Source organism: Vibrio sp. Vb0598 (genome assembly GCF_033338935.1).
In the GTDB taxonomy this organism is placed as follows: domain Bacteria; phylum Pseudomonadota; class Gammaproteobacteria; order Enterobacterales; family Vibrionaceae; genus Vibrio; species Vibrio alginolyticus.
The window spans coordinates 1-21,344 of record NZ_JAWOTP010000018.1 but is presented as its reverse complement, the minus strand read 5'-3'; the positions used below and the strand labels follow the sequence as shown (position 1 = coordinate 21,344).

16 protein-coding genes are annotated in these 21,344 nt (G+C 46.0%); 10 read left to right on the top strand and 6 right to left on the bottom strand.

Translation table 11 applies throughout. The features are described from left to right. Window positions 1-74: 74 nt before the first annotated feature. Window positions 75-755 (bottom strand): TIGR00153 family protein, encoded by a 681-nt coding sequence (locus R7Q38_RS17115; RefSeq protein WP_005379896.1) that lies wholly within the window; start codon window positions 753-755, stop codon window positions 75-77. A 212-nt stretch (window positions 756-967) separates the two neighbouring features. On the opposite strand from R7Q38_RS17115, the gene R7Q38_RS17110 reads away from it, so the two are divergent. Next, window positions 968-2,500, top strand: coding sequence for an inorganic triphosphatase (locus tag R7Q38_RS17110; protein ID WP_005379894.1), 1,533 nt, complete (start codon window positions 968-970; stop codon window positions 2,498-2,500). Between the two features lie 41 nt (window positions 2,501-2,541). Here the strand turns inward: R7Q38_RS17110 and R7Q38_RS17105 are convergent, their stop codons facing one another. Next, the gene (locus R7Q38_RS17105; protein ID WP_005387432.1) at window positions 2,542-3,315 is read right to left on the bottom strand and encodes a potassium channel family protein; all 774 of its coding nucleotides are present in this window, start codon (window positions 3,313-3,315) and stop codon (window positions 2,542-2,544) included. 105 nt (window positions 3,316-3,420) lie between these two features. On the opposite strand from R7Q38_RS17105, the gene R7Q38_RS17100 reads away from it, so the two are divergent. From R7Q38_RS17100 to hldE, 3 genes are all read left to right on the top strand, one after another. Further along, a complete protein-coding gene (locus R7Q38_RS17100; protein WP_005379890.1) occupies window positions 3,421-4,677 on the top strand; it encodes a methyl-accepting chemotaxis protein in 1,257 nt (418 codons plus the stop codon). A gap of 113 nt (window positions 4,678-4,790) precedes the next feature. Next, a complete protein-coding gene (gene glnE / locus R7Q38_RS17095; RefSeq protein WP_213960829.1) occupies window positions 4,791-7,634 on the top strand; it encodes a bifunctional [glutamate--ammonia ligase]-adenylyl-L-tyrosine phosphorylase/[glutamate--ammonia-ligase] adenylyltransferase in 2,844 nt (947 codons plus the stop codon). Between the two features lie 67 nt (window positions 7,635-7,701). Beyond that, window positions 7,702-9,132, top strand: a complete 1,431-nt coding sequence (gene hldE, locus R7Q38_RS17090) for a bifunctional D-glycero-beta-D-manno-heptose-7-phosphate kinase/D-glycero-beta-D-manno-heptose 1-phosphate adenylyltransferase HldE (protein WP_017633601.1) — start codon at window positions 7,702-7,704, stop codon at window positions 9,130-9,132. 178 nt (window positions 9,133-9,310) lie between these two features. On the opposite strand, the gene tolC is transcribed toward hldE, so the two are convergent. Beyond that, window positions 9,311-10,639: an outer membrane channel protein TolC gene (gene tolC / locus R7Q38_RS17085; protein ID WP_005379884.1), complete on the bottom strand. Its 1,329-nt coding sequence runs from the start codon at window positions 10,637-10,639 to the stop codon at window positions 9,311-9,313. Between the two features lie 229 nt (window positions 10,640-10,868). Here tolC and nudF point away from each other — a divergent pair, with 229 nt between their 5' ends. The 6 genes from nudF (at window position 10,869) to parC (ending at window position 17,881) form a co-directional block, all read left to right on the top strand. Continuing rightward, a complete protein-coding gene (gene nudF, locus R7Q38_RS17080; RefSeq protein ID WP_005379881.1) occupies window positions 10,869-11,519 on the top strand; it encodes an ADP-ribose diphosphatase in 651 nt (216 codons plus the stop codon). After that, a complete protein-coding gene (locus R7Q38_RS17075) occupies window positions 11,519-11,962 on the top strand; it encodes a DUF1249 family protein (protein ID WP_005379879.1) in 444 nt (147 codons plus the stop codon). Before nudF ends, R7Q38_RS17075 begins: the two co-directional genes overlap by 1 nt. 61 nt (window positions 11,963-12,023) lie before the next feature. After that, a complete protein-coding gene (cpdA, locus tag R7Q38_RS17070; RefSeq protein ID WP_005379877.1) occupies window positions 12,024-12,830 on the top strand; it encodes a 3',5'-cyclic-AMP phosphodiesterase in 807 nt (268 codons plus the stop codon). Between the two features lie 47 nt (window positions 12,831-12,877). After that, on the top strand, window positions 12,878-13,462 hold the full coding sequence (yqiA, locus tag R7Q38_RS17065; RefSeq protein ID WP_005379875.1) for an esterase YqiA: 585 nt from the start codon (window positions 12,878-12,880) through the stop codon (window positions 13,460-13,462). Window positions 13,463-13,711: 249 nt separating this feature from the next. Continuing rightward, window positions 13,712-15,592 (top strand): DNA topoisomerase IV subunit B, encoded by a 1,881-nt coding sequence (gene parE, locus R7Q38_RS17060; RefSeq protein ID WP_005387417.1) that lies wholly within the window; start codon window positions 13,712-13,714, stop codon window positions 15,590-15,592. Between the two features lie 3 nt (window positions 15,593-15,595). Then, window positions 15,596-17,881, top strand: a complete 2,286-nt coding sequence (gene parC, locus R7Q38_RS17055; protein ID WP_137281703.1) for a DNA topoisomerase IV subunit A — start codon at window positions 15,596-15,598, stop codon at window positions 17,879-17,881. Between the two features lie 37 nt (window positions 17,882-17,918). On the opposite strand, the gene degS is transcribed toward parC, so the two are convergent. The 3 genes from degS to zapG all read right to left on the bottom strand — a co-directional run bounded on the left by degS (window position 17,919) and on the right by zapG (window position 21,185). Beyond that, window positions 17,919-18,983: an outer membrane-stress sensor serine endopeptidase DegS gene (gene degS / locus R7Q38_RS17050; protein WP_017633606.1), complete on the bottom strand. Its 1,065-nt coding sequence runs from the start codon at window positions 18,981-18,983 to the stop codon at window positions 17,919-17,921. A 190-nt stretch (window positions 18,984-19,173) separates the two neighbouring features. Continuing rightward, window positions 19,174-20,541: a Do family serine endopeptidase gene (locus R7Q38_RS17045; RefSeq protein ID WP_025768400.1), complete on the bottom strand. Its 1,368-nt coding sequence runs from the start codon at window positions 20,539-20,541 to the stop codon at window positions 19,174-19,176. Window positions 20,542-20,741: 200 nt separating this feature from the next. Next, on the bottom strand, window positions 20,742-21,185 hold the full coding sequence (gene zapG / locus R7Q38_RS17040; protein WP_005379861.1) for a Z-ring associated protein ZapG: 444 nt from the start codon (window positions 21,183-21,185) through the stop codon (window positions 20,742-20,744). Window positions 21,186-21,344: the final 159 nt, after the last annotated feature.

Sequence of the window (21,344 nt, the reverse complement as noted above, 5' to 3'; positions counted from 1 at the left end):
AAGACGATGAAAATAGTCATCGTCCCTATGACACGTGTTAATTATGCTCTTCGTTATGTCGTTAACTTTATGTTTTAAGATCGAGATAGCATGACTTCCAAACGAGCACCTACGCGCTGCGCTTGGTCGGCAATACCACCTACCCATTCAAGAATCTTGTACAGGAACATGACATCGATAGGGTTCATGTCAGCTTCAATCACCATCAACTGCTGGCGAAGTTCAATCTGCATGGCATCGGTATCATCTTCGATAACGTCTAATTGATGAATCATTTCAGCGACGAGCGTCACTTCACGGCCTTTGAAGCCGGTTTCTAGCAATTCATCAAGTTCATTGATTACCTTTTGCGCCTGATCGGCAGCATCAAGACAACGTTGAACGTAAGCGAGGAAGTTTGGTTGGAGAGCCTCAGGGATGACAAGTTGACGACCATATACACGGCCAGCAATGTCTTTTGCCAGGTTTGCAAGTTTGTCCTGTTGAGTCAAAAGCTCAAGCATGTCAGTACGGTCGACTGGCATGAACAAACCGCGAGGCAGTTTTAGACGGATTTCACGTTTCAGCACATCCGCTTCTTTCTCTAGGTGAGAAATTTGTGCACGGATTTCTGCTGCTTTTTCCCAATCACCCTTTGAAGATACTTCAAAGAATTTCACCAAGTGTGAACAACATTCGTTGACACACACAACGTGGCGTTGCAAAGGCTTAATTGGGGACTTTGCAAATAACCCCATAATTGTATTTACTGGCATGGTCATTCAACCTAATAACTATAACCTTAAAAAAACATACACCATTTCTGAGTGCTTGGCGAAATGTTGAACGATGGCTATAAAGGCGCGCATGGTAACGCATTAAATCGCTCATTAAAACTGTTTTAGATCATCAATCCGGCGATATTTCTCTCTTGCCGTGTGAGAAATTACGCAATATCCTGTTTCTATCTGCTTTGAAAGGTATAGCTATGGAAACCGAAATAGAACTGAAGTTTTTTGTTTCTCCTGAATTTTCAGAAACTTTAAAAGAAAAAATTTCTGAGACAAAAGTACTTCAGCATAGTTGTCGTGACTTGGGTAACACCTATTTTGATACTGCCGATAAATGGCTTCGAAAGCACGACATTGGTTTAAGAATTCGCCGTTTTGATGATGTATTCGTCCAAACCGTAAAGACAGCAGGACGCGTCGTCGCAGGCTTACATCAAAGACCAGAATACAATGCTGAGCACACTAGCGACGAGCCTAATCTGTCGCTTCATCCTCTAGATATTTGGCCTCCAGGTAAAGATGCAGAAACGCTGCAATCCGAGCTTATGCCATTATTCTCGACCAACTTCACACGTGAACAATGGCTGATTGGCATGCCCGATGGCAGTCAGATTGAAGTTGCCTTTGACCAAGGCTTAGTTGTAGCCAAAGGTGAAGACGAAGAAGAGAAGCAAGAGCCGATTTGCGAAGTTGAACTGGAACTTAAGTCTGGCCAAACCGAAGCTTTATTCACGCTGGCACGCAGCTTTTGCGAGCAAGGCGGTATGCGTTTGGGTAACTTGAGCAAAGCGGCGAAAGGTTATCGACTTGCAAGCGGTTATGCGGGTGATGAAGTAAAATCATTGGCACTTGTGGACAGTAGTCCGACGGATACCGTTGAATTTTGCTTGATCAACTCTTTAGAGCACGCTTTGTCTCATTGGCATTATCACGAGCAAATTTATGCTGAGCGTGACAGCGTGGAAGCACTGCGTGAAATCAGTAATGCCATTCGTTTCATTCGTCAAACATTGACTATTTTTGGCGGGATTGTCCCTCGTCGCGCGAGTGCGATTCTGCGCCAAGAGCTTAAATGGTTGGAAGAAGAACTGAGTTGGTTAGATGAGCATGCACACCTTGAAGAGCTTTTAGATGACAAAGGCAATGTGCTGCGTAAGTTGGATGCGCGTAAGTTCTTAGTATCTGAGCTGACTCAGCAGTTACAAGAGTTGCCAAGCCGTGAAGAAGTGCTAGGGTTGCTCAATTCCGCGCGTTACACAGGGTTACTGCTGGATCTAAGCCGCTGGATCTTAGCACGCGGTTGGCAGCCATTTCTTGATGAAAAAGCACGTGAAAAAATGGCAAGTAACATCATGCCGTTTTCAGTTACTCAGCTCGATCGCACTTGGGCTGAGCTAATGGAAGCTTTCCCAGCAGAGCGCGATCTGACGGCGCAAGAGTACGTTGATCAGCGTTATCGCTTATTGCGTAACCTCTATACTGGTATTGGTTTCGCGAGTTTGTATAACTCGGATGAGCGTAACAGCTTCCGTTTACCATGGGCAGATCTAGTGCATGGTATCGATGATCTGCTAATGCTGAACCACTTACTCCCGTTGGTTGATATGCTGGAAGACGCAGAAAAAGAGCAGTTAGAACGCTGGTTGCACCGTCAAGAGCGCTCAATTTTGCATGCAATGGATCAAACCCGAGCGATCAGTGTGGAAGTTCAGCCTTATTGGCGTGAATGATCGTTCTGGTGATAAGAACAAAAAAATAGGACCGCATGGTCCTATTTTTTTGTCTCTGTTTTACGTTGTTGTAGCTCTTTTTCCATGAAATCGAGTCGTTCTAGTATTTGCGCTTGTTGGCTTAGGAGCTGCTCGAGCATACGTTCTTTATTGATTGAACTGTGCGTCTGTTGTTTCGTTGGGGCAGTAAGGATAGAGGTGATAAGACCCGAGATCATACCAAAGATACCCACCCCGCAAACAATGATGATGACAGCCAAAAACTTTCCTATGGAGGTCACTGGATAATGATCGCCGTAACCAACCGTTGAGATTGTTACAAATACCCACCACAAAGCATCGGCGCCAGTACGAATATTCGCTTCTGGGTTTTTCGCTTCGATAAACAGCATTGCACTAGAACCGAGTGTTATGAGGATAACCATCAATAGCAGTATAGAGGCGACCGTGGTTTCGCGGCGGTTTTCTTTGAGCTGATGCAAAATGAACTTTGACGAACGCAGTACTAATACCACTCGCATAATATGAAAAATACGAGCAAAGCGCAGGGGCTCTATCAATGGGATGCTCGCCACGAAATCTATCCAATGACGTTTAAGGAATAACCAGCGATCTGTGGACCGGATCAAATCAATGGTGAGCTGTAGTAGAAAAATACTACAGATTATGAAATCCAGACCGATAAGAACTTGACGGGTTTCGTGATCGATCGGGAAAAACAACAAGCCAGAGATCACAAATAGTGCCATAAAAGACAATATTAGTGACAACAGGCCCATCGGTCGTGTGCTGTCTTTGATATCATTGTTTTTCATACGAAGCTCAAAATAAATCGCGTAACCACGCAAAGCGCGAACATAATTATAAGTAATATAAAGATTATAGATAAAGACTATATAAGACTCGGTGGAGAACTGACAATGGAAAAGCTGGCATTTAAGCCATGGGAAAGGGTCATATCCGACATTCGACTGGTGCCTAAAATGGTCATGTTGATGGTCTTCAGTACTGTCCTGATCGTGGCAAAACAACTGTGGGACGCAAACACTTTTTACGACTCACTTTTAGCGGCGACACAAAACGCGCAAGTTGCCCAACAGCATTATGAAGCATACTTAACGCAAGTTGCTTGGCAAACCGCCTTATTGATAGTGGTTTTTGTCGTGCTCTTATTAGCGGCGGCTAGAGTGATGTTGCGTCAAACACAGTATCTGAGCGACGCGATCAAACTGATGGCGAGCAAGAACCTCTCTGTTCCATTTGGTATGGATTGTAAAGATGAATACGGAGACGTGGCACGTGAATTAGAAAAGACACGTCGACAATTGCACGATGTGATTCAAATGCAAATTAATGCGTCTGATGAATTATCAACGCTCACCGAAGTCATGACTCTGAGCATGTCGGAAACGAAGGAATCGGCGCAAGAAGAGTTTAACGAAATTGATCAACTTGCTACGGCGATGAGTGAGATGTCGTCGACGGTCCAAACGGTTGCGGAACATGCCCAGACGGCATCTTCTCTAACAGAGCAAGCTTCCGCACAAGCAATTTCTGGTCAGCAGTTCTTGCAAAGTACAATGGCGAAAATGAGTGAACTTTCGTCGGATATCGCTTCATCGGCACAAGCGGTTAACCAAGTTGAAGAACGTGTTGAAGCCATTGGTAGCGTTGTGGGGACGATTCAAGGCATTTCTGAACAAACCAACCTGCTTGCACTGAATGCGGCGATTGAAGCGGCGCGAGCTGGCGAGGCTGGGCGGGGTTTTGCTGTGGTTGCAGATGAAGTTCGTAACCTTGCCCAACGCACACAACAAGCGACGGTAGAAATTCAAGAGATGATCGCACAGCTGCAAACCAGTGCTGAATCTGCGGTAGAACTCATGGAAAAAAGCGTTGTAGAAGCGGCAGATGGAAACGAGCTGGTTTCTAATGCTGGATCTGAGCTCGATGGTATTGTTGGGCAAGTGACGCAAATCAATGACATGAACTTCCAGATCGCGACGGCGTCTGGTCAACAAAGCAGTGTTGCAGAAGAGATGAGCCAAAACCTCACCAATGTACGTGAGTTGGTGGAAGCCTCAGTTGTTGTTGTTACCGAGCTGCTAGAAACCTCTGAAATGATGCAAAATAATGCAGGTGAGCTAGACAAGAAGATTAAATCTTTCCAAGTTTAATATTCGATCCCGAACTTTTGATAAAACGCCCACAAACCTTTTGTGGGCGTTTTTATTTGCTTTCAGTCTGGTATAAAGAATGAGTTACCGTGCTTTTCAAACAAGGAAGAAAAATGCAGCTGCCTTCGCCACTGATTTCTATCGCTGAATCTGCCGTACAAAACGCCCAAGACGCAGGTTATTTTCCCCTTTGGCCCGATGAGGTTGCGCAGCAATTTCGTTATGTGGCGGGCTTAAGCCAATTTATAACCGAAGCCATTCATCGCGATGAAGTCCTAGCCCGTGAGTTGCCAAGTATGTTAGCGCAGCCAAGTCGTCAGGAGTCTTACCGCTCACGCCTTGCTGAACTGTTGGAACAATGTCCTGATGAGATGTCTGGCCATCGCGTGTTGCGTCAGTTTCGCAACCGAGAAATGGTGTACATTGCGTGGAAGGATTTCACGCATGCATGGTCGCTAGAGACGTCTTTAAGCCACTTATCTGAGTTGGCAGAAGCGATGATTTTTGAAACCTATCAATGGCAATATCAAGTGTGTTGTCAGGAGTGGGGCACGCCAACAAGTGAGGACGGTGAAGTGCAGCCGATGTTAATTATCGGTATGGGGAAACTGGGTGGTGGCGAGCTAAACTTTTCTTCCGATATTGATTTAATTTTCACGTACCCAGAGAATGGCGAAACCCAAGGCGCACGCCGAAGCATTGCTAATGCCCAGTTCTTTACTCGTCTTGGTCAACGCATCATCAAAGCGCTCGACCAACAAACCTTCGATGGTTTTTGCTACCGCGTCGACATGCGACTTCGCCCATTTGGAGAAAGTGGCCCCTTGGTAATGAGCTATGCCGCACTTGAAGATTATTACCAAGAGCAGGGGCGAGATTGGGAACGTTACGCGATGATCAAAGCTCGGGTGATGGGATGTGAGATGTACCCGCAGTATCAAGAGCTACGCCAAATGCTGCGCCCTTTTGTTTTTCGTCGTTATATTGATTTCAGTGCGATTCAATCTTTGCGACGAATGAAGTCGATGATCAGTAGCGAGGTTCGCCGCCGAGGGTTGAATAACAACATTAAGCTAGGTGCGGGTGGCATCCGAGAAATTGAATTTATCGCTCAAGTTTTTCAATTGATTCGAGGTGGTCGAGAGCCTTCTTTGCGTAATCGAGGGCTGTTGGAAACGCTGCAAGGCATTGAAGAACTGGCATTGCTTACTCCAAAAGAAGTCAGCGATCTAGAAGCTGCATACAAGTACTTGCGTCAATTAGAAAACTTGTTGCAAGCAATGGCGGATAAGCAAACCCAGACGCTGCCTGATTGCGAAACCGAACGCTTAAAGCTCGCCACTGCGATGAAAATGAGCTGTTGGGAGCAATTAATTGAGCAAACCCAGCAGCATATGGCAAATGTTCACCAAGTTTTTGAATCACTAATTGGTGATGATGAAGAAGACGAGGGGACTACTGTTGCTCGTCATTTTCATGAGCTATGGGATATGGCCGACAAACAAGACGTTCTTGAGCATATCTTGCAGCAGGATATTCAGATTGAAGACTTTGCTTCATGCGCGAAAACCATCATCAACTTTAAAACCGATCTGGCCAAAAAAACGTTAGGCCCACGTGGACGCGAAGTGCTCAATCGTTTGATGCCGAAAGTGTTTGATGCGGTCTTTGCCCATCCTGATGCACAGTTTGGTTTATCTCGTGTACTTCACTTGCTACACAACATCTGCACTCGCACAACTTACTTGGAATTATTGGATGAGCATCCAGCGGCTCTGGTGCAGCTCGTACGTTTGTGTACCGCAAGCCCAATGATTTCAGAGCAGCTGTCTCGTTATCCTATCTTGCTTGATGAGTTAATCGACCCTGCGCAGCTGTACAATCCCATTCCATTAGACAGTTACCGTACAGAGCTACGTGATTATTTGGCACGTATTCCTGAAGATGATATGGAACAGCAAATGGAAGCGTTGCGTCAGTTTAAGCAAATTTGTATTTTGCGTATTGCAGCGGCAGATATTGCTGGCGCATTGCCAGTGATGAAAGTGAGTGACCATTTAACTTATTTAGCGGAAGCTATCGTGGATGCGGTGATCAGTCAGGCTTGGTTTCAAGTATCTGAAAAGTATGGCGAGCCAACGCATGTGAAAGATCGTGAAGGCAAAGGCTTTGCTGTAATTGGTTATGGTAAAGTCGGAGGGTGGGAGCTCGGCTATAACTCCGACTTGGATATTGTCTTCATGCATGACTGCCCAGTCAATGTCTACACTGACGGCAAAAAAGAGATTGATGGTCGTCAGTTCTACCTTCGTTTAGCACAGCGTATCATTCATATTTTCTCCACTCGCACCGCTTCCGGTATTTTATACGAGGTCGATACCCGATTGCGTCCGTCCGGTGCATCGGGTTTGTTGGTTAGCCCAACGGACGCGTTCGACGACTATCAACATCAAGACGCGTGGACATGGGAGCATCAAGCACTTGTCCGCGCGCGCATGATTTATGGTGATGAACCACTGGCGATCGCATTTCACAATACGCGGCATGATGTGTTGTGCAAAGCACGCGATCAAGCTGAACTGAAAAAAGACGTTGTCGAAATGAGAGAAAAAATGCGCGGTCATCTTGGGGGGAAAAAGCCAGGCCGCTTTATGCTCAAGCAAGATGTAGGTGGGATTACCGATATCGAATTTCTCGCTCAGTACCTAGTGCTCAACTATAGTCACGATAAGCCGAAATTGACGCGTTGGTGTGATAATGTGCGCATCTTTGAAACGCTCATTGCGCAAAATGTCATGGACGAAGACCAAGCAATGCAGTTGATACGTGCTTACACGACAATGCGCAACGAAATACACCGCCGAAATCTACTCAATTTAGACGCTGATGTGGTGGAAGATAAGTTTGTTGCCGAAAGGGAGTGGGTAAAACAGGCTTGGAATCAGTGGTTCAGTTAAGACCATATATTTAGCCTCGATAAGGGCTGTGATAAACTCACTTCGATTTAATTTTTGGAGACCAACAATGAAACCAATTCTACCTGATTACAACAGCGCTGGTGTGCTCATCATCGGTGATGTCATGCTAGATCGTTACTGGTATGGCCCAACCGGGCGCATTTCTCCTGAAGCGCCGGTTCCTGTTGTAAAAGTAGAAAACAATGAAGAGCGTCCTGGTGGTGCTGCGAACGTTGCGATGAACATCGCATCATTAGGTGGCCATGCTCACATTGTTGGTCTAACTGGGGAAGATGAGCCTGCAAAAGTGCTGACGGAGACGCTGAGCTCACTCAATGTGAAGTGCGATTTCGTTGCACTGCCTGATTACCCAACGATTACGAAGCTTCGTGTAATGAGCCGTGGACAACAGCTTATTCGTCTCGACTTCGAAGACAAGTTTGAAAACACAGATTCTGCGCCAGTGTTATCTCGAATGGATGCCGCACTGCCAAACGTTAAAGCCGTGATTATGTCTGACTATGCAAAAGGCTCGTTAGAGCATGTTCAGGCATACATTCAAAAAGCGCGCGCAGCAAATATTCCGGTTTTCATTGACCCGAAAGGTGCGGATTTTGAACGCTACCGTGGCGCAACACTTCTTACGCCAAACATGAAAGAGTTCGAAGACGTTGTAGGTAAAGTGAAATCTGACCAAGAGCTAGTAGAGAAAGCACTGGCTTTGGTTGAAGAGTTTGAATTTGAAGCGCTTTTAGTGACACGCAGCGAAAACGGAATGACCTTGATTCGTCGTGGTCAGGAACCGTTCCACCTTCCAACTCAAGCGAAAGAAGTGTACGACGTGACAGGTGCGGGCGACACGGTTATCTCTGTATTGGCAGCGTCTGTTGCCGCAGGCAAATCATTTGAAGAAGCGTGTGCACTAGCAAACGCAGCGGCAGGTGTTGTAGTTGGTAAACTAGGCACGTCAACGCTTTCTGAGATTGAATTAGCAGAAGCGGTACATGGCAGCCAAGACACGGATTACGGTGTGATTTCAGAAAAAGCACTGATCGAAGCGGTGAAAAAAGCACGAGCTCGTGGCGAGAAAGTCGTTATGACAAATGGCTGCTTTGATATTCTACACGCAGGGCATGTGTCTTACTTAAACCATGCTGCTGAACTGGGCGATCGCCTAATCGTTGCGGTAAATACCGATGAGTCAGTAAAACGCCTTAAAGGCCCTGGTCGTCCGGTAAACCCAACCGATCGCCGCATGGCGGTGTTGGCAGGTTTGGGCGCTGTGGATTGGGTTGTACCATTTAGTGAAGATACGCCGCAGCGTTTGATCTCAGAAGTTCTACCAAGCCTGCTAGTAAAAGGCGGTGACTACAAACCAGAAGAGATTGCTGGTGGTAAAGAAGTCATTGCGGCGGGTGGTGAAGTTCGTGTATTGAACTTTGAAGATGGCTGCTCGACCAGTGAAATCATTAATGCAATCAAAGGCGGTAAGGGCTAAGCCTGCTGTTTGTTAGCATTGAAATGCTATTTGCTCATAAAGGTCGCTAAGTGCGGCCTTTTTGATACTTGATGCTCAGAGACACTTATAGGCTCTGAACTATAAGTAATAAAAAACGCCAGCTGATAACTCAACTGGCGTTTTTTATTTATTAAGGCCTGAAGTATTCAGTTCGCGGTTATTTTGCCGCTTTCAAACCTGCATCAACATCCAAGATGTCTTGTTCGCTTAGCGTACCAACGGCTTGGCGTAGCTGAAGAACACTTAAAATGTAGTCGTAACGAGCGTTCGATAGGTTTTTGTTCGCATCGTATAGACGACGAGTCGCGTCCAGTACATCAACGATAGTACGAGTACCTACATCAAAGCCAGCTTCTGTTGCTTCTAGTGCAGAGCGTGCAGAAATAACCGCTTGCTCATACGCACGTAATGCGCCGATAGAGGCGTTAATGTTGTTGTTTTGTGCGCGAACATCTTTTACTACGCTACGGTACTGTGCTTCAAGATCTTCGCTTGCTGCCACGTACGCGTATTCAGCCTGTTTGGTTTGAGAGGTTACGTTACCACCTGTGTATAGCGGTACTGCAAGGTTCACACCAATATTGAAGTTGTCTGTCGTGTTATCACGAGAGCTATGAGAAGTATCACCGTAGTTGTAACCACCATCTAGAGAGAGCGTTGGTAGGTGGCCAGAGCTTGCTAGTGAAATATTGTCACGCGCAATGTCTTGAAGAATACGTGAAGATAGCAAGGTCAGGTTTTTGGTTTTTGCTTCATCAATGAGCGATTCAGCTGGTACGGTCGATGGGCTAGCAGTGAAGCGGCCAGTGTCCAAAATGTTGAGATCTTTGTGCTCTTGGCCTGTAATTTCACGCAGTGACTCGTAGCTATTAGTGAGCGCGTTTTCTGCCAACACTTCGTCCGCTAGCACTTGGTCGTACTGAGCTTGTGCGTCATGCACGTCAGTGATTGCAGACAAACCTACTTCAAAACGCTGTTTAGTTTGCTCAAGTTGACGGCCAACCGCGGCTTTTTCTGCACGTACGAAAACAAGATTATCTTGTGCGCGTAGAACTTCAAAATACGCTTGTGACACGCGAAGAATCAGTGCCTGTTGCGTCGCTGCGTAAGTTGCGTCTGCTTGGCGAGCACTTTTCTCAGCAGTATCTAGAGAGATCCAAGATGCGCGGTTGTAAAGTGCTTGTGAAAAGCTAACGCCAGCGGTTAGTGCGTTGCCATCGTTTGATACGTCGCTAATTAGATTTGAATCGTATTCAGTATCACCACGAGTTAAATTGTAACCCGCAGTAAGGTTAATTTGTGGTAATAGAGCACTACGGCTTGAGGTGATTGCTTCGAAAGCTTGGTCACGTTGTGCTGCTACACTGAGCAATTGTGGATCATTTTGTTTTGCCAAGTCGTAGATTTCAGCCAAAGAGTCTGCGAACGCAGACGTACTCATGCTACCTAGCGCTGCACTGATAAATAGTGGAAGCAATTTTTTCATTTTCTATTCCCGCGGTCCATAGATTGGTTAATTCTCAGTAGTTTAACTCAATTTGCACGATATTTACTCTAAAGTTTGCACTTTTTTACACGTAATTATCCACTTGTGCAATAAATTTTTAGCAAAGACTTAAATTAATTTGTAACTATTATACAAAAAGTTGAGCCAAGTCCTTTGAGCAAGCGAATAACAATGAGTAAACTACAGGATTCACTCAGAGAGGTGTTGAATGCAACAGCGTGACAAACAACAACAAGATTTTACTTCGCGAGATGTAAAAGTCATCTCGAAAGAAACCTTATTTGAAGGTTTTTTCAAAATGGTGAAATACCGCTTTCAGCATAGGCTATTTGCTGGTGGTTGGAGTGGAGTTGTCGAACGAGAAATGTTCGAGCGTGGTCACGCAGCAGCGATGCTTCCTTATGATCCAAAGACGGACCAGGTCGTAATCATTGAACAGATTCGTATTGGCGCGTTGGAACATGAACACCCTTGGCAGCTAGAAATTGTCGCCGGTATGATTGACCGCGATGAATCTGCTGAAGCCGTAATTCGTCGAGAGGCTGTCGAAGAAGCGGGGATTCAGGTGGGGCGCGTTATACCTGTCACTTCTTATTATCCTTCGGCTGGTGGTTGCTCGGAAAAGCTAGACGTCTTTGTTGGTGAAGTGGATGCGTCTAAAGCGCACGGCATTCATGGTTTAGACTATGAGAATGAAGATATCCGAGTTCATGTCATGAGTCGTGAAACGGCGTATCAATGGGTGAAGGACGGAAAATTTGAAAATGGTGCGTCGATTATTGCGTTGCAATGGCTGCAATTACACCATCAAGAGTTAAAGTCAGAATGGGGACTATCCCAAACGGTGGAGAGTGAGTAATGGCACAATTGGCTGAAAAACAGAGATATCATGTTGATTTAGCTGGTCTTATGAGAACGTATGAGACCAACTACGCTAAATTGAATGCCTTATTGCCTGCTTCTGCTGAAGTTGGGGATGTACGTTGCTACCAAGCGGCGAACATGGTTTACCAATTGACCGTGAATGAAATCACAAAATACACCACAGTTGTTGAGATATGTCAGAGTGATGAAACGCCAGTGTTTCCTTTACCGACGATGTCTGTCAGGCTTTATCATGATGCGAGAGTAGCCGAAGTATGCTCAAGCGGAGAGTTCTCTCGCATAAAAGCTAAGTATGATTATCCCAATGACCAACTGATGCAGAAAGATGAAAAGCATCAATTAAACACATTCCTCGGTGAATGGCTGACGTTTTGTTTACGAAGTGGTATCAGTAGAACACCACTTGCCTTCAATTGATCGTCACTTCACTAAAGGAAAATAACAAATAACGATATAGTGGACGAATCAGGTTTTCATTTTGCAATCATCTAGTGACAGCATCAAACTTTTACAAATTACGGATACTCATCTGTTTGCTGCCGATGAGGGAAGTTTGCTAAGCGTAAAAACAGTCGATAGCTTTAATGCTGTTGTTGCTGATGTTTTACGCCGCAACGTGGCGTTTGATTACATCTTGGCGACAGGCGATATTTCCCAAGACCATAGTGCAGAATCTTATCAGCGCTTTGCCAACGGCATTGAACCGCTAGAGAAAGACTGCTTTTGGCTACCTGGTAATCATGATTACAAGCCTAATATGGGCAGTGTTTTGCCTTCGCCACAAATCAAAGCCGCAGAGCATGTGTTGCTTGGCGAGCATTGGCAGTTAATTCTTTTAGACTCGCAAGTTGTTGGCGTTCCTCATGGGCGCTTGAGTGATCAGCAATTAACGCTACTCGAAGAAAAGCTAGCCGAACACCCAGAAAGACACACACTTGTTTTGTTGCATCATCACCCGTTACTGGTCGGAAGCGCGTGGCTTGATCAACATACTTTAAAAGATGCCGAAGCGTTTTGGCAGGTTGTCGAGCGTTTTGATAACGTGAAAGGCATTCTCTGTGGTCATGTTCATCAAGATATGAATGTGCTTTACAAGGGCATTCGAGTGATGGCAACACCCTCAACTTGTGTTCAGTTTAAGCCTAACTCGGATGATTTTGCCCTTGATACCACTTCGCCTGGTTGGCGGGAGCTGCAACTACACGCTTGTGGCGATATTACGACCCAAGTAGGTCGGCTTCCTGATGGCCAGTTCCAACCAGACTTCTCTTCTAACGGCTACTAACGCGCCCGAGCTCTCTGTTCGGGCTCGCTTTTTTGTGCGAGATATCTATGAGTAAACCTTCACTTCTTCTCTATATCCATGGCTTTAATAGCTCTCCACTCTCCATGAAAGCGAATGTGATGAGAGCCTACTGCGAGCAACATAGGTCTGATATCAAGGTGATTGTTCCCCAGTTACCTTGTTATCCTCAGCAAGCGGCGAAAATGTTGTTGGATATTATCGAGCAATATAAAGATGACTATAAAATTGGTCTAGTGGGCAGCTCATTAGGCGGTTTTATGTCAACGTGGCTAAATGACAAGTTTGGGTTTAAAGCGGTAGTGGTTAACCCCGCAGTCAAGCCTTATGAGTTGCTAGTAGATTATTTGGGTAAGCAAACTAACCCATATACGCATGAAACCTATACACTTGAAGCTTGTCATATTGACGAGTTAAAAGCTCTTGATGTACAAAGCATCGCGTCGCCACATTCTTTTTGGTTATTGCAACAAACAGAAGATGAGGTTTTAGACTATCGACAAGCGGTAGATAAGTTTGCAGACGCTAAGCAAACAGTAGAACAAGGCGGTGATCACAGTTTTGTAGGCTTTGAGCGTTATCCTGCACAGATTATCGAATTTCTAGAACTGTAATTCGAAAGCGATTGGAAAAGGCTCATAGTTTTTATTGATATATCCAACCGTTTCTTGACATGGGCGGTATGCTTTCCGACTATGTTTTGCCAAAAGATCTTAAGGGTCGAGGACCCTGGCTACTTTGTTATGCATCATGTTTACAAACTCTTAGTGATGTGAACAGGGTGGCTTTTTCGTTTCCTGAGTATGGGTACGCCCATTGGTGATACTCAGGCAACAAGTAAACTTTGAGAATAATTCCGTATTATGACTGAACAATATAATGCTGGTGCCATTGAAGTACTGAATGGCTTAGAGCCAGTACGTCGCCGACCAGGGATGTATACGGATACAGCGCGCCCAAACCATTTGGGCCAAGAAGTTATCGACAACAGTGTCGATGAAGCGCTAGCCGGACATGCCTCAAAAGTACAAGTCATCCTACATGCTGACCAATCACTCGAAGTGATCGATGATGGTCGAGGCATGCCTGTTGATATCCACCCAGAAGAGAAAGTATCAGGCGTAGAGCTAATTCTATGTAAGCTACATGCGGGTGGTAAGTTCTCTAACAAAAACTACCAATTCTCTGGTGGTTTGCACGGGGTAGGTATATCTGTAGTAAACGCGTTGTCAAAACGCGTTGAAGTAACAGTTCGTCGTGATGGTCAAGTGTATGAAATTGCATTTGAACACGGCGAGAAAGTGTCTGATCTGACCGTAACTGGCACATGTGGTCGTCGCAATCGCGGTACCAGCGTGCATTTCTGGCCTGATGCGAAGTACTTCGATTCGGCTAACTTCTCTGTGACGCGCCTAGTCAACAACCTGCGCGCAAAAGCGGTTTTGTGTCCGGGCTTAGAAATCACATTAACCGACAAAGTTAATGGCAAAGACTATAAGTGGTACTACGAAGACGGTCTTAAAGACTATCTTGCGGAAGGTGTAAAAGGCTATCCAGTTATTCCTGAAGAACCATTTACTGGTGAGTTCTTGGCGGATACTGAAGCGGCAAACTGGGCGGTAATTTGGCAGCCAGAAGGCGGTGAGATGATCACCGAAAGCTACGTTAACCTGATCCCAACCGCTCAAGGTGGTACGCACGTTAATGGTTTACGCCAAGGCTTGTTGGAAGCGATGCGCGAATTCTGTGAGTTCCGTAATCTATTACCTCGTGGTGTGAAGCTAACGGGTGATGATGTTTTCGACCGCTGTTCTTACGTGCTGTCGGTTAAGATTCAAGACCCGCAATTTGCAGGCCAGACCAAGGAACGTCTCTCTTCTCGTCAAACCGCGGCATTTGTCTCTGGCGTAGTCAAAGATGCGTTCAGTCTTTGGTTGAACGAAAAGCCTCAGCTCGCAGAGCAATTGGCAGAAGTCTGTATCGCTAACGCGCACCGTCGTATGCGAGCGGCGAAAAAAGTCGTACGTAAGAAAGTGGCGTCCGGCCCGGCACTGCCAGGCAAGTTGACCGACTGTTCAGCACAGGACTTAAGTCGCACTGAAATCTTCTTTGTGGAGGGTGACTCTGCGGGTGGCTCGGCAAAACAGGCACGTGACCGTGAATTCCAAGCTGTGATGCCACTGCGTGGTAAGATCTTGAACACGTGGGAAGTCTCTGCCGATCAAGTTCTTGCGTCTCAAGAAGTACACGATATCTCTGTTGCTTTGGGTATTGACCCAGATAGCGACAACCTCGAGAGTCTTCGTTACGGTAAGATCTGTATCCTTGCCGATGCGGACTCGGATGGTCTTCACATCGCAACGCTGCTTTGTGCTCTATTTACTCGTCACTTCCGCGCACTAGTGGAAGCGGGTCATATCTATGTGGCGATGCCGCCTCTGTATCGAATCGACTGCGGGAAAGAAGTGTTCTACGCCCTCGATGATGATGAAAAAGATGGCATTTTAGAGCGCTTGTCGAAGAAGAAAGCCAAAATCAACGTGCAACGATTCAAAGGTCTGGGTGAGATGAACCCACTTCAGTTGCGTGAAACCACCATGGATCCGAACACGCGTCGCTTAGTGCAGTTAACCATTGACGACTCTACGGCGACCATGGAAATGATGGACATGCTGCTAGGTAAAAAGCGTGCAGATGACCGTCGTTCTTGGCTACAAAACAACGGCGACTTGGCAGAGGTGTAACGGATGTCTACAGAAATTACCTACGATGGCGTCGAACAATTGCCAATGCGCAAGTTCACTGAAGACGCTTATCTGAACTACTCGATGTACGTAATCATGGACCGCGCCTTGCCATACATTGGTGATGGCTTAAAGCCGGTTCAACGACGCATCATTTATGCGATGTCAGAGCTTGGTCTCTCTGCATCAGCAAAATACAAAAAATCTGCACGTACCGTTGGTGACGTGCTAGGTAAATACCATCCGCACGGTGATTCAGCGTGTTACGAAGCGATGGTATTGATGGCTCAGCCATTCTCTTACCGCTATCCATTAGTGGATGGTCAAGGTAACTGGGGTGCGCCAGATGATCCGAAATCATTTGCGGCAATGCGTTATACCGAAGCAAAACTGTCTAAGTTTGCTGAAGTATTGCTTGGCGAACTTGGCCAGGGCACGGTTGAATGGCAACCTAACTTTGATGGCACAATGAAAGAGCCACAAATGTTGCCAGCACGTCTGCCTCACATCCTGCTTAACGGTGTAACCGGCATTGCCGTTGGTATGGCAACAGACATCCCACCGCACAACGTTCGTGAAATCGCAGATGCGACTATTCATTTGATCGACAACCCGAAAGCAGAACTGCCGGACGTGATGCAGTATGTCAAAGGTCCAGATTACCCAACAGAAGCAGAAATTATCTCGCCGCAAGCGGATATCGAGAAGATTTACCGCAACGGTCGTGGCAGCATCAAAATGCGCGCGGTTTGGCATAAAGAAGGTTCTGATATTGTTATCACTTCTTTGCCTCACCAAGTATCGGGTGCCAAACTGCTTGAGCAAATCGCTAACCAGATGCGTGCGAAGAAGCTGCCAATGGTTGACGATCTTCGTGACGAATCGGATCACGAGAACCCTACGCGTATTGTTGTCGTGCCTAAGTCAAACCGCGTCGATTGTGACTTGTTGATGAACCATTTGTTCGCATCAACGGATCTTGAGCGCAGTTACCGCGTTAACTTGAACATGATTGGTTTGGATAACCGTCCTCAAGTTAAAGGTCTGGTGCAAATTCTGTCTGAGTGGATCGAGTTTCGTCGTACGACTGTGCGTCGTCGTCTACAACACCGCCTAGACAAAGTAATGGCTCGTCTACACATCTTGGAAGGTTTGTTAGTTGCTTACCTCAACCTAGATGAAGTGATTGAGATCATCCGTACTGAAGACGATCCAAAAGCGGTGCTGATGGAACGCTTTGGTATTACCGATATCCAAGCGGATGCAATTTTAGATACCAAACTTCGTCATCTAGCAAAACTAGAAGAGATGAAGATCCGTGGTGAGCAAGACGAGCTAGAGAAAGAGCGTGAGAAGCTAGAACAGCTACTCGGTTCTGAGCGTCGTCTGAATACACTACTGAAAAAAGAAATCAAAGCAGACGCAGAGAAATACGGTGATGACCGTCGCTCTCCAATGGTTGAGCGTGCAGAAGCAAAAGCGCTGACTGAACGTGACCTCGTACCAAGTGAGCCAATCACGGTTGTGCTTTCTGAGAAAGGTTGGATTCGTCACGCGAAAGGCCATGACGTGGATGCCGAAGGCTTAAACTATAAGTCGGGTGATAAGTATTTAGCGCATGCTCGAGGTAAGAGTAATCAGCCTGCGGTATTCCTAGGTAGTGACGGTCGAAGTTACTCTCTGGAATCGCACTCACTGCCTTCTGCTCGTAGTCAAGGTGAGCCGATTACCGGTCGCTTGAATATTACGGCTGGTAGCAGTATTCGCCAAGTCATCATGAGTGAAGAAGATCAGCTGTGGCTGGTGGGCTCAGATGCAGGTTACGGCTTTGTATGTAAAGGCGCGGACTTGCTGTCTAAAAACCGCAGTGGTAAAGCGCTCGTCACTTTACCTGCCAACTCTGAGATCATGACGCCAAAAGAGATTGAAGATTTAGACTCTGATGAAATCTTAGCAATCACTAACCAAGGTCGCATGCTGCTGTTCCCAATCAAAGACTTGCCACAACTGGCGAAAGGTAAAGGGAATAAGATCATCAACATTCCTGCTGCTAAAGCAAAAGAGCGAGAAGAAGTACTATCTCACTTAATGTCTTTACCAAAAGGTGCATCGTTAACGCTGTACGCGGGTAAGCGAAAGTTGGGTCTTAAACCGTCTGACCTTGATAACTTCCGTGGCGAACGTGGTCGCCGAGGTGGGTTATTACCGAGAGGTTTGCAGCGAGTCACTCGCATTGAAGTTGAGCTAGATGATTCCGATACGACGGAAACATCGAGCGATAGCGAGTAACGCACAAATAAAAATCCCAGCCAATGGCTGGGATTTTTTATGCTTCTTGCTTGTCTTCGGCAATGGTGACTTTCAAGGTCATCTCTTTTCCTTTGCGAATAATGCCGACATCCACGGTGGTGCCAGGCCGTAAATCGGTGACGATATCCATAACGCTCTGACGCCCCTGAACCTTATTGCCATCAATACTGATAATGATATCTTGTTTTTGAAAGCCAGCCGCATTGGCTGGGCCATTTGGATCAATACCAAGTACGACAATACCACCTATGTGTTCATTTCCAAGTAGGCGAGCAGTGACCGCATTAATGTCTTGGCCGTCGATTCCAATATAACCACGAATCACGCGGCCATCAGCGATGATTTTCTGCATGATCTTACTGGCTAGCGGCGCAGGGATCGCAAAAGAAATACCGTAAGTTTCTAAGTCTGTCGCTTGCTGAAAAGAGGCGGTGTTAATGCCGACGAGCTCGCCTTGTGTGTTCACTAGGGCTCCACCAGAGTTACCTTCATTGATGGCGGCATCGGTTTGAATGAATGCTTGACGACCATCGCTAATAGATGAACGACCTGTGGCAGAAATAATGCCGAACGTTGTGGTTTGTCCAAGGTTGTATGGGTTACCGATGGCTAGTACTACATCGCCCACTTGTGGTTTGTAATTAGAGTTCAGAGGGATTACGGGCAAATTCGAACCTTCGACACGCAGCACGGCTATATCAGTACGTTTATCTGTCCCTACGAGCTGAGCCGCTGCGGCTCTGCCGTCTTGTAATGCCACAACAATTTGATCAGCTTGAGCAACCACATGATAGTTAGTAATGATGTAGCCTTTCTCACTAACAATGACACCTGACCCCAGACCTTGAGTCGAGAGTTTACTGCGATCATTCTCAACATACTTACGGCTGTAGATGTTTACCACTGCAGGCGCTGCTCTTCGGACCGCTTGATTAAACGTCAACTCGACTGATGCGATATTAACAGGTTGAGGATCAAGCGCGGCAGGAATTACGTTGTTGCGCAAAGATGGAACCGCCAGTAATACCACTGCGGCAGTAGCCAAGCCTAAAAAGACAGAACGTAATAAAAAGCTGAGCATATCCTCTCCATGCGTGAGCGCCAAAATGGCATCGAAGATGAAGAATAGCATTACATTGAAAAATAACAAAAGGGCAGCACGTCATCGCGCTGCCCTTTTCATTAGTTATTGAGCGATAAGGAAAAGTGATCGAGCCTTATCACTCAGTACTATGCATCGAAAACCTTATTTCCTATCACTTTGAAAGTGGTTAACGAATGACAAGATAAATAGTACGTTCACCACGTTGAATATTAAGAGCCAGTACACCTTTGTGTTTCTCTACGATTGTACGAAGCTCGGCAAGGTTTTTCACTCGTTGACGGTTCACACCGATAATAATGTCACCTTGTTGTAATTGATATTGAGCCGCTGGAGAGTTATCTGCAACGCTCGATACTTTAACACCTTGGATTACATCACTTGGTGTTGTATTGCTTAACTCCGCACCTTTGAGTCCCTCATGTAATGTCTCCGCTTTAGCTTTCATATTCGTAGATTCGCCAAGCGTTACATCAAAGGTTTTATTCTTACCATCTCGAACCACACCTAATGTGATTTCTTTACCTGCGCCCAGTGTTGCCACTTTTGCGCGGAGCTCTGAGAAAGTATTAATCGCTTTGCCGTTCACCGATACAATTACGTCACCGGCTTTTAACCCTGCTTTATCGGCTGCGCTGTCCGGTACGACTTGACCAATAAAGGCCCCTTTACTTGACTCGTAACCCAATGCATCAGCTAGCTCAGAGGTTACTTCGCCACCTTGCACACCCAACATGCCGCGTTTGACTTCACCAAACTCTAGAATTTGATCAGTGAGGTTTTTCATCATGTTTGATGGAATCGCAAAGCCAATACCCACATTACCGCCGTTAGGGCCTAAAATCGCAGTATTAATACCGATCAGCTCACCATTAAGGTTGACCAATGCACCACCAGAGTTACCGCTGTTAATTGCGGCATCGGTTTGGATGAAGTTTTCGAAGTTTTCAACGTTTAAGCCACTACGACCAAGGGCTGAAACAATACCCGAAGTCACAGTTTGACCGAGTCCAAATGGGTTACCAATCGCAACCGTAAAGTCACCGACACGCAGTTTGTCGGAATCCGCGACTTTAATCTGCGTTAAGTTTTTCGCTTTCTCTAATTTAAGTAACGCAACATCGGCCATTTCATCACCGCCAACGAGCGTAGCGTCATACTCGCGCCCGTCAAAGAGGCGAACTCGAATCTCATCTGCCCCCTTGATCACGTGGTAGTTAGTGACAATATGGCCTTTCTTCGCATCAATAATGACACCAGACCCTAAACCTCTGAACGGGCGCTCTCGCCTTTGTTCCATAGGAAAGTCTGGGCCAAAGAAAAATTGAAATTGCTCGGGAATGCGGCTGGTTTGTACTTGTTTACCTTCTACAGCAATACTCACAACAGCTGGGGTCACCTTCTCAAGCATTGGTGCCAAGCTAGGTAACTGTTGGCCATCCACATTCAAAGGTAATGCGGCAGTGGCTTGAACTGGGGCAATAATCGACCCCAAACTCAGAGATAGAACGGTGAGCGCAAGCAGTGGTTTTTTCATCCAATAACTCCTCTTGAAACATGTCTGCCAAAAAGAAATATCCGAACGGTTAGTTCACTTTGTTAATAACTAATATAGGGTCTAGTTCGGACAATCAAAAGGGGAGGCAGTGCACACCCAAGTTAGAGCGAAGGTGAGGGGAAAAAGTTCAAAAAAGGGCCGATACAAATGTATCGGCCCTAGATAGAAGTAAGAGAGGATTATGATGCTTTTGCGGTTACCGCTTCGGGAGCATTAATGATTTCTTTCTCTTGATCCTTCAAAAGACCGGTGGCGCCATTAGCGTAGTCTTTTGGTTGTTCGTTAAACTCTGGTTGATCTTCTGCAATGGTTTCAGACGACATTGCCGTTTTCTTATCAAACGGGTTGTCTTGTTCTGGTAAGTTTGGCAAAAGCTCAGAAGAGGTCTTGGCCATATGTTGGTATAGCTTGGTGTAATCTTTACCTAGGGTGTCCAACATTTCTGCGGTTTGTGCAAAGTGATCGACGAGCTCTTGACGTTGTTGCTCTAATTCAAACTTGGCCGCTTCAAGTTCTTTCTGCACAGACTTTTGTTTCTTGTATTCAGGGGTGGTTAGTCTACTAATGACTACGCCTACGATTGTACCGACCAGCAAACCCACAATGGCATAAATCCAAGGCATAACTGCTCCTTATAGTTGTTTTAACAAGTCTTTTACTACTTAGTTACACGCGGTGCTCGTCCATGTTACTATGGCTTGAACAGCCGATAAAGAAAAATAGCAGTATGTCTTCGGGGACTGATAACTACTTCTCTCTATTCTCAAAGTTGACCCCGAGGT

What these genes read in the sequence shown, in the direction of transcription:
- R7Q38_RS17115 (WP_005379896.1), bottom strand. Translation starts at nt 755, where the DNA reads ATGCCAGTAAATACAATTATGGGGTTATTTGCAAAGTCCCCAATTAAG.
- R7Q38_RS17110 (WP_005379894.1), top strand. Translation starts at nt 968, where the DNA reads ATGGAAACCGAAATAGAACTGAAGTTTTTTGTTTCTCCTGAATTTTCA.
- R7Q38_RS17105 (WP_005387432.1), bottom strand. Translation starts at nt 3,315, where the DNA reads ATGAAAAACAATGATATCAAAGACAGCACACGACCGATGGGCCTGTTG.
- R7Q38_RS17100 (WP_005379890.1), top strand. Translation starts at nt 3,421, where the DNA reads ATGGAAAAGCTGGCATTTAAGCCATGGGAAAGGGTCATATCCGACATT.
- glnE (WP_213960829.1), top strand. Translation starts at nt 4,791, where the DNA reads ATGCAGCTGCCTTCGCCACTGATTTCTATCGCTGAATCTGCCGTACAA.
- hldE (WP_017633601.1), top strand. Translation starts at nt 7,702, where the DNA reads ATGAAACCAATTCTACCTGATTACAACAGCGCTGGTGTGCTCATCATC.
- tolC (WP_005379884.1), bottom strand. Translation starts at nt 10,639, where the DNA reads ATGAAAAAATTGCTTCCACTATTTATCAGTGCAGCGCTAGGTAGCATG.
- nudF (WP_005379881.1), top strand. Translation starts at nt 10,869, where the DNA reads ATGCAACAGCGTGACAAACAACAACAAGATTTTACTTCGCGAGATGTA.
- R7Q38_RS17075 (WP_005379879.1), top strand. Translation starts at nt 11,519, where the DNA reads ATGGCACAATTGGCTGAAAAACAGAGATATCATGTTGATTTAGCTGGT.
- yqiA (WP_005379875.1), top strand. Translation starts at nt 12,878, where the DNA reads ATGAGTAAACCTTCACTTCTTCTCTATATCCATGGCTTTAATAGCTCT.
- parE (WP_005387417.1), top strand. Translation starts at nt 13,712, where the DNA reads ATGACTGAACAATATAATGCTGGTGCCATTGAAGTACTGAATGGCTTA.
- parC (WP_137281703.1), top strand. Translation starts at nt 15,596, where the DNA reads ATGTCTACAGAAATTACCTACGATGGCGTCGAACAATTGCCAATGCGC.
- degS (WP_017633606.1), bottom strand. Translation starts at nt 18,983, where the DNA reads ATGCTCAGCTTTTTATTACGTTCTGTCTTTTTAGGCTTGGCTACTGCC.
- R7Q38_RS17045 (WP_025768400.1), bottom strand. Translation starts at nt 20,541, where the DNA reads ATGAAAAAACCACTGCTTGCGCTCACCGTTCTATCTCTGAGTTTGGGG.
- zapG (WP_005379861.1), bottom strand. Translation starts at nt 21,185, where the DNA reads ATGCCTTGGATTTATGCCATTGTGGGTTTGCTGGTCGGTACAATCGTA.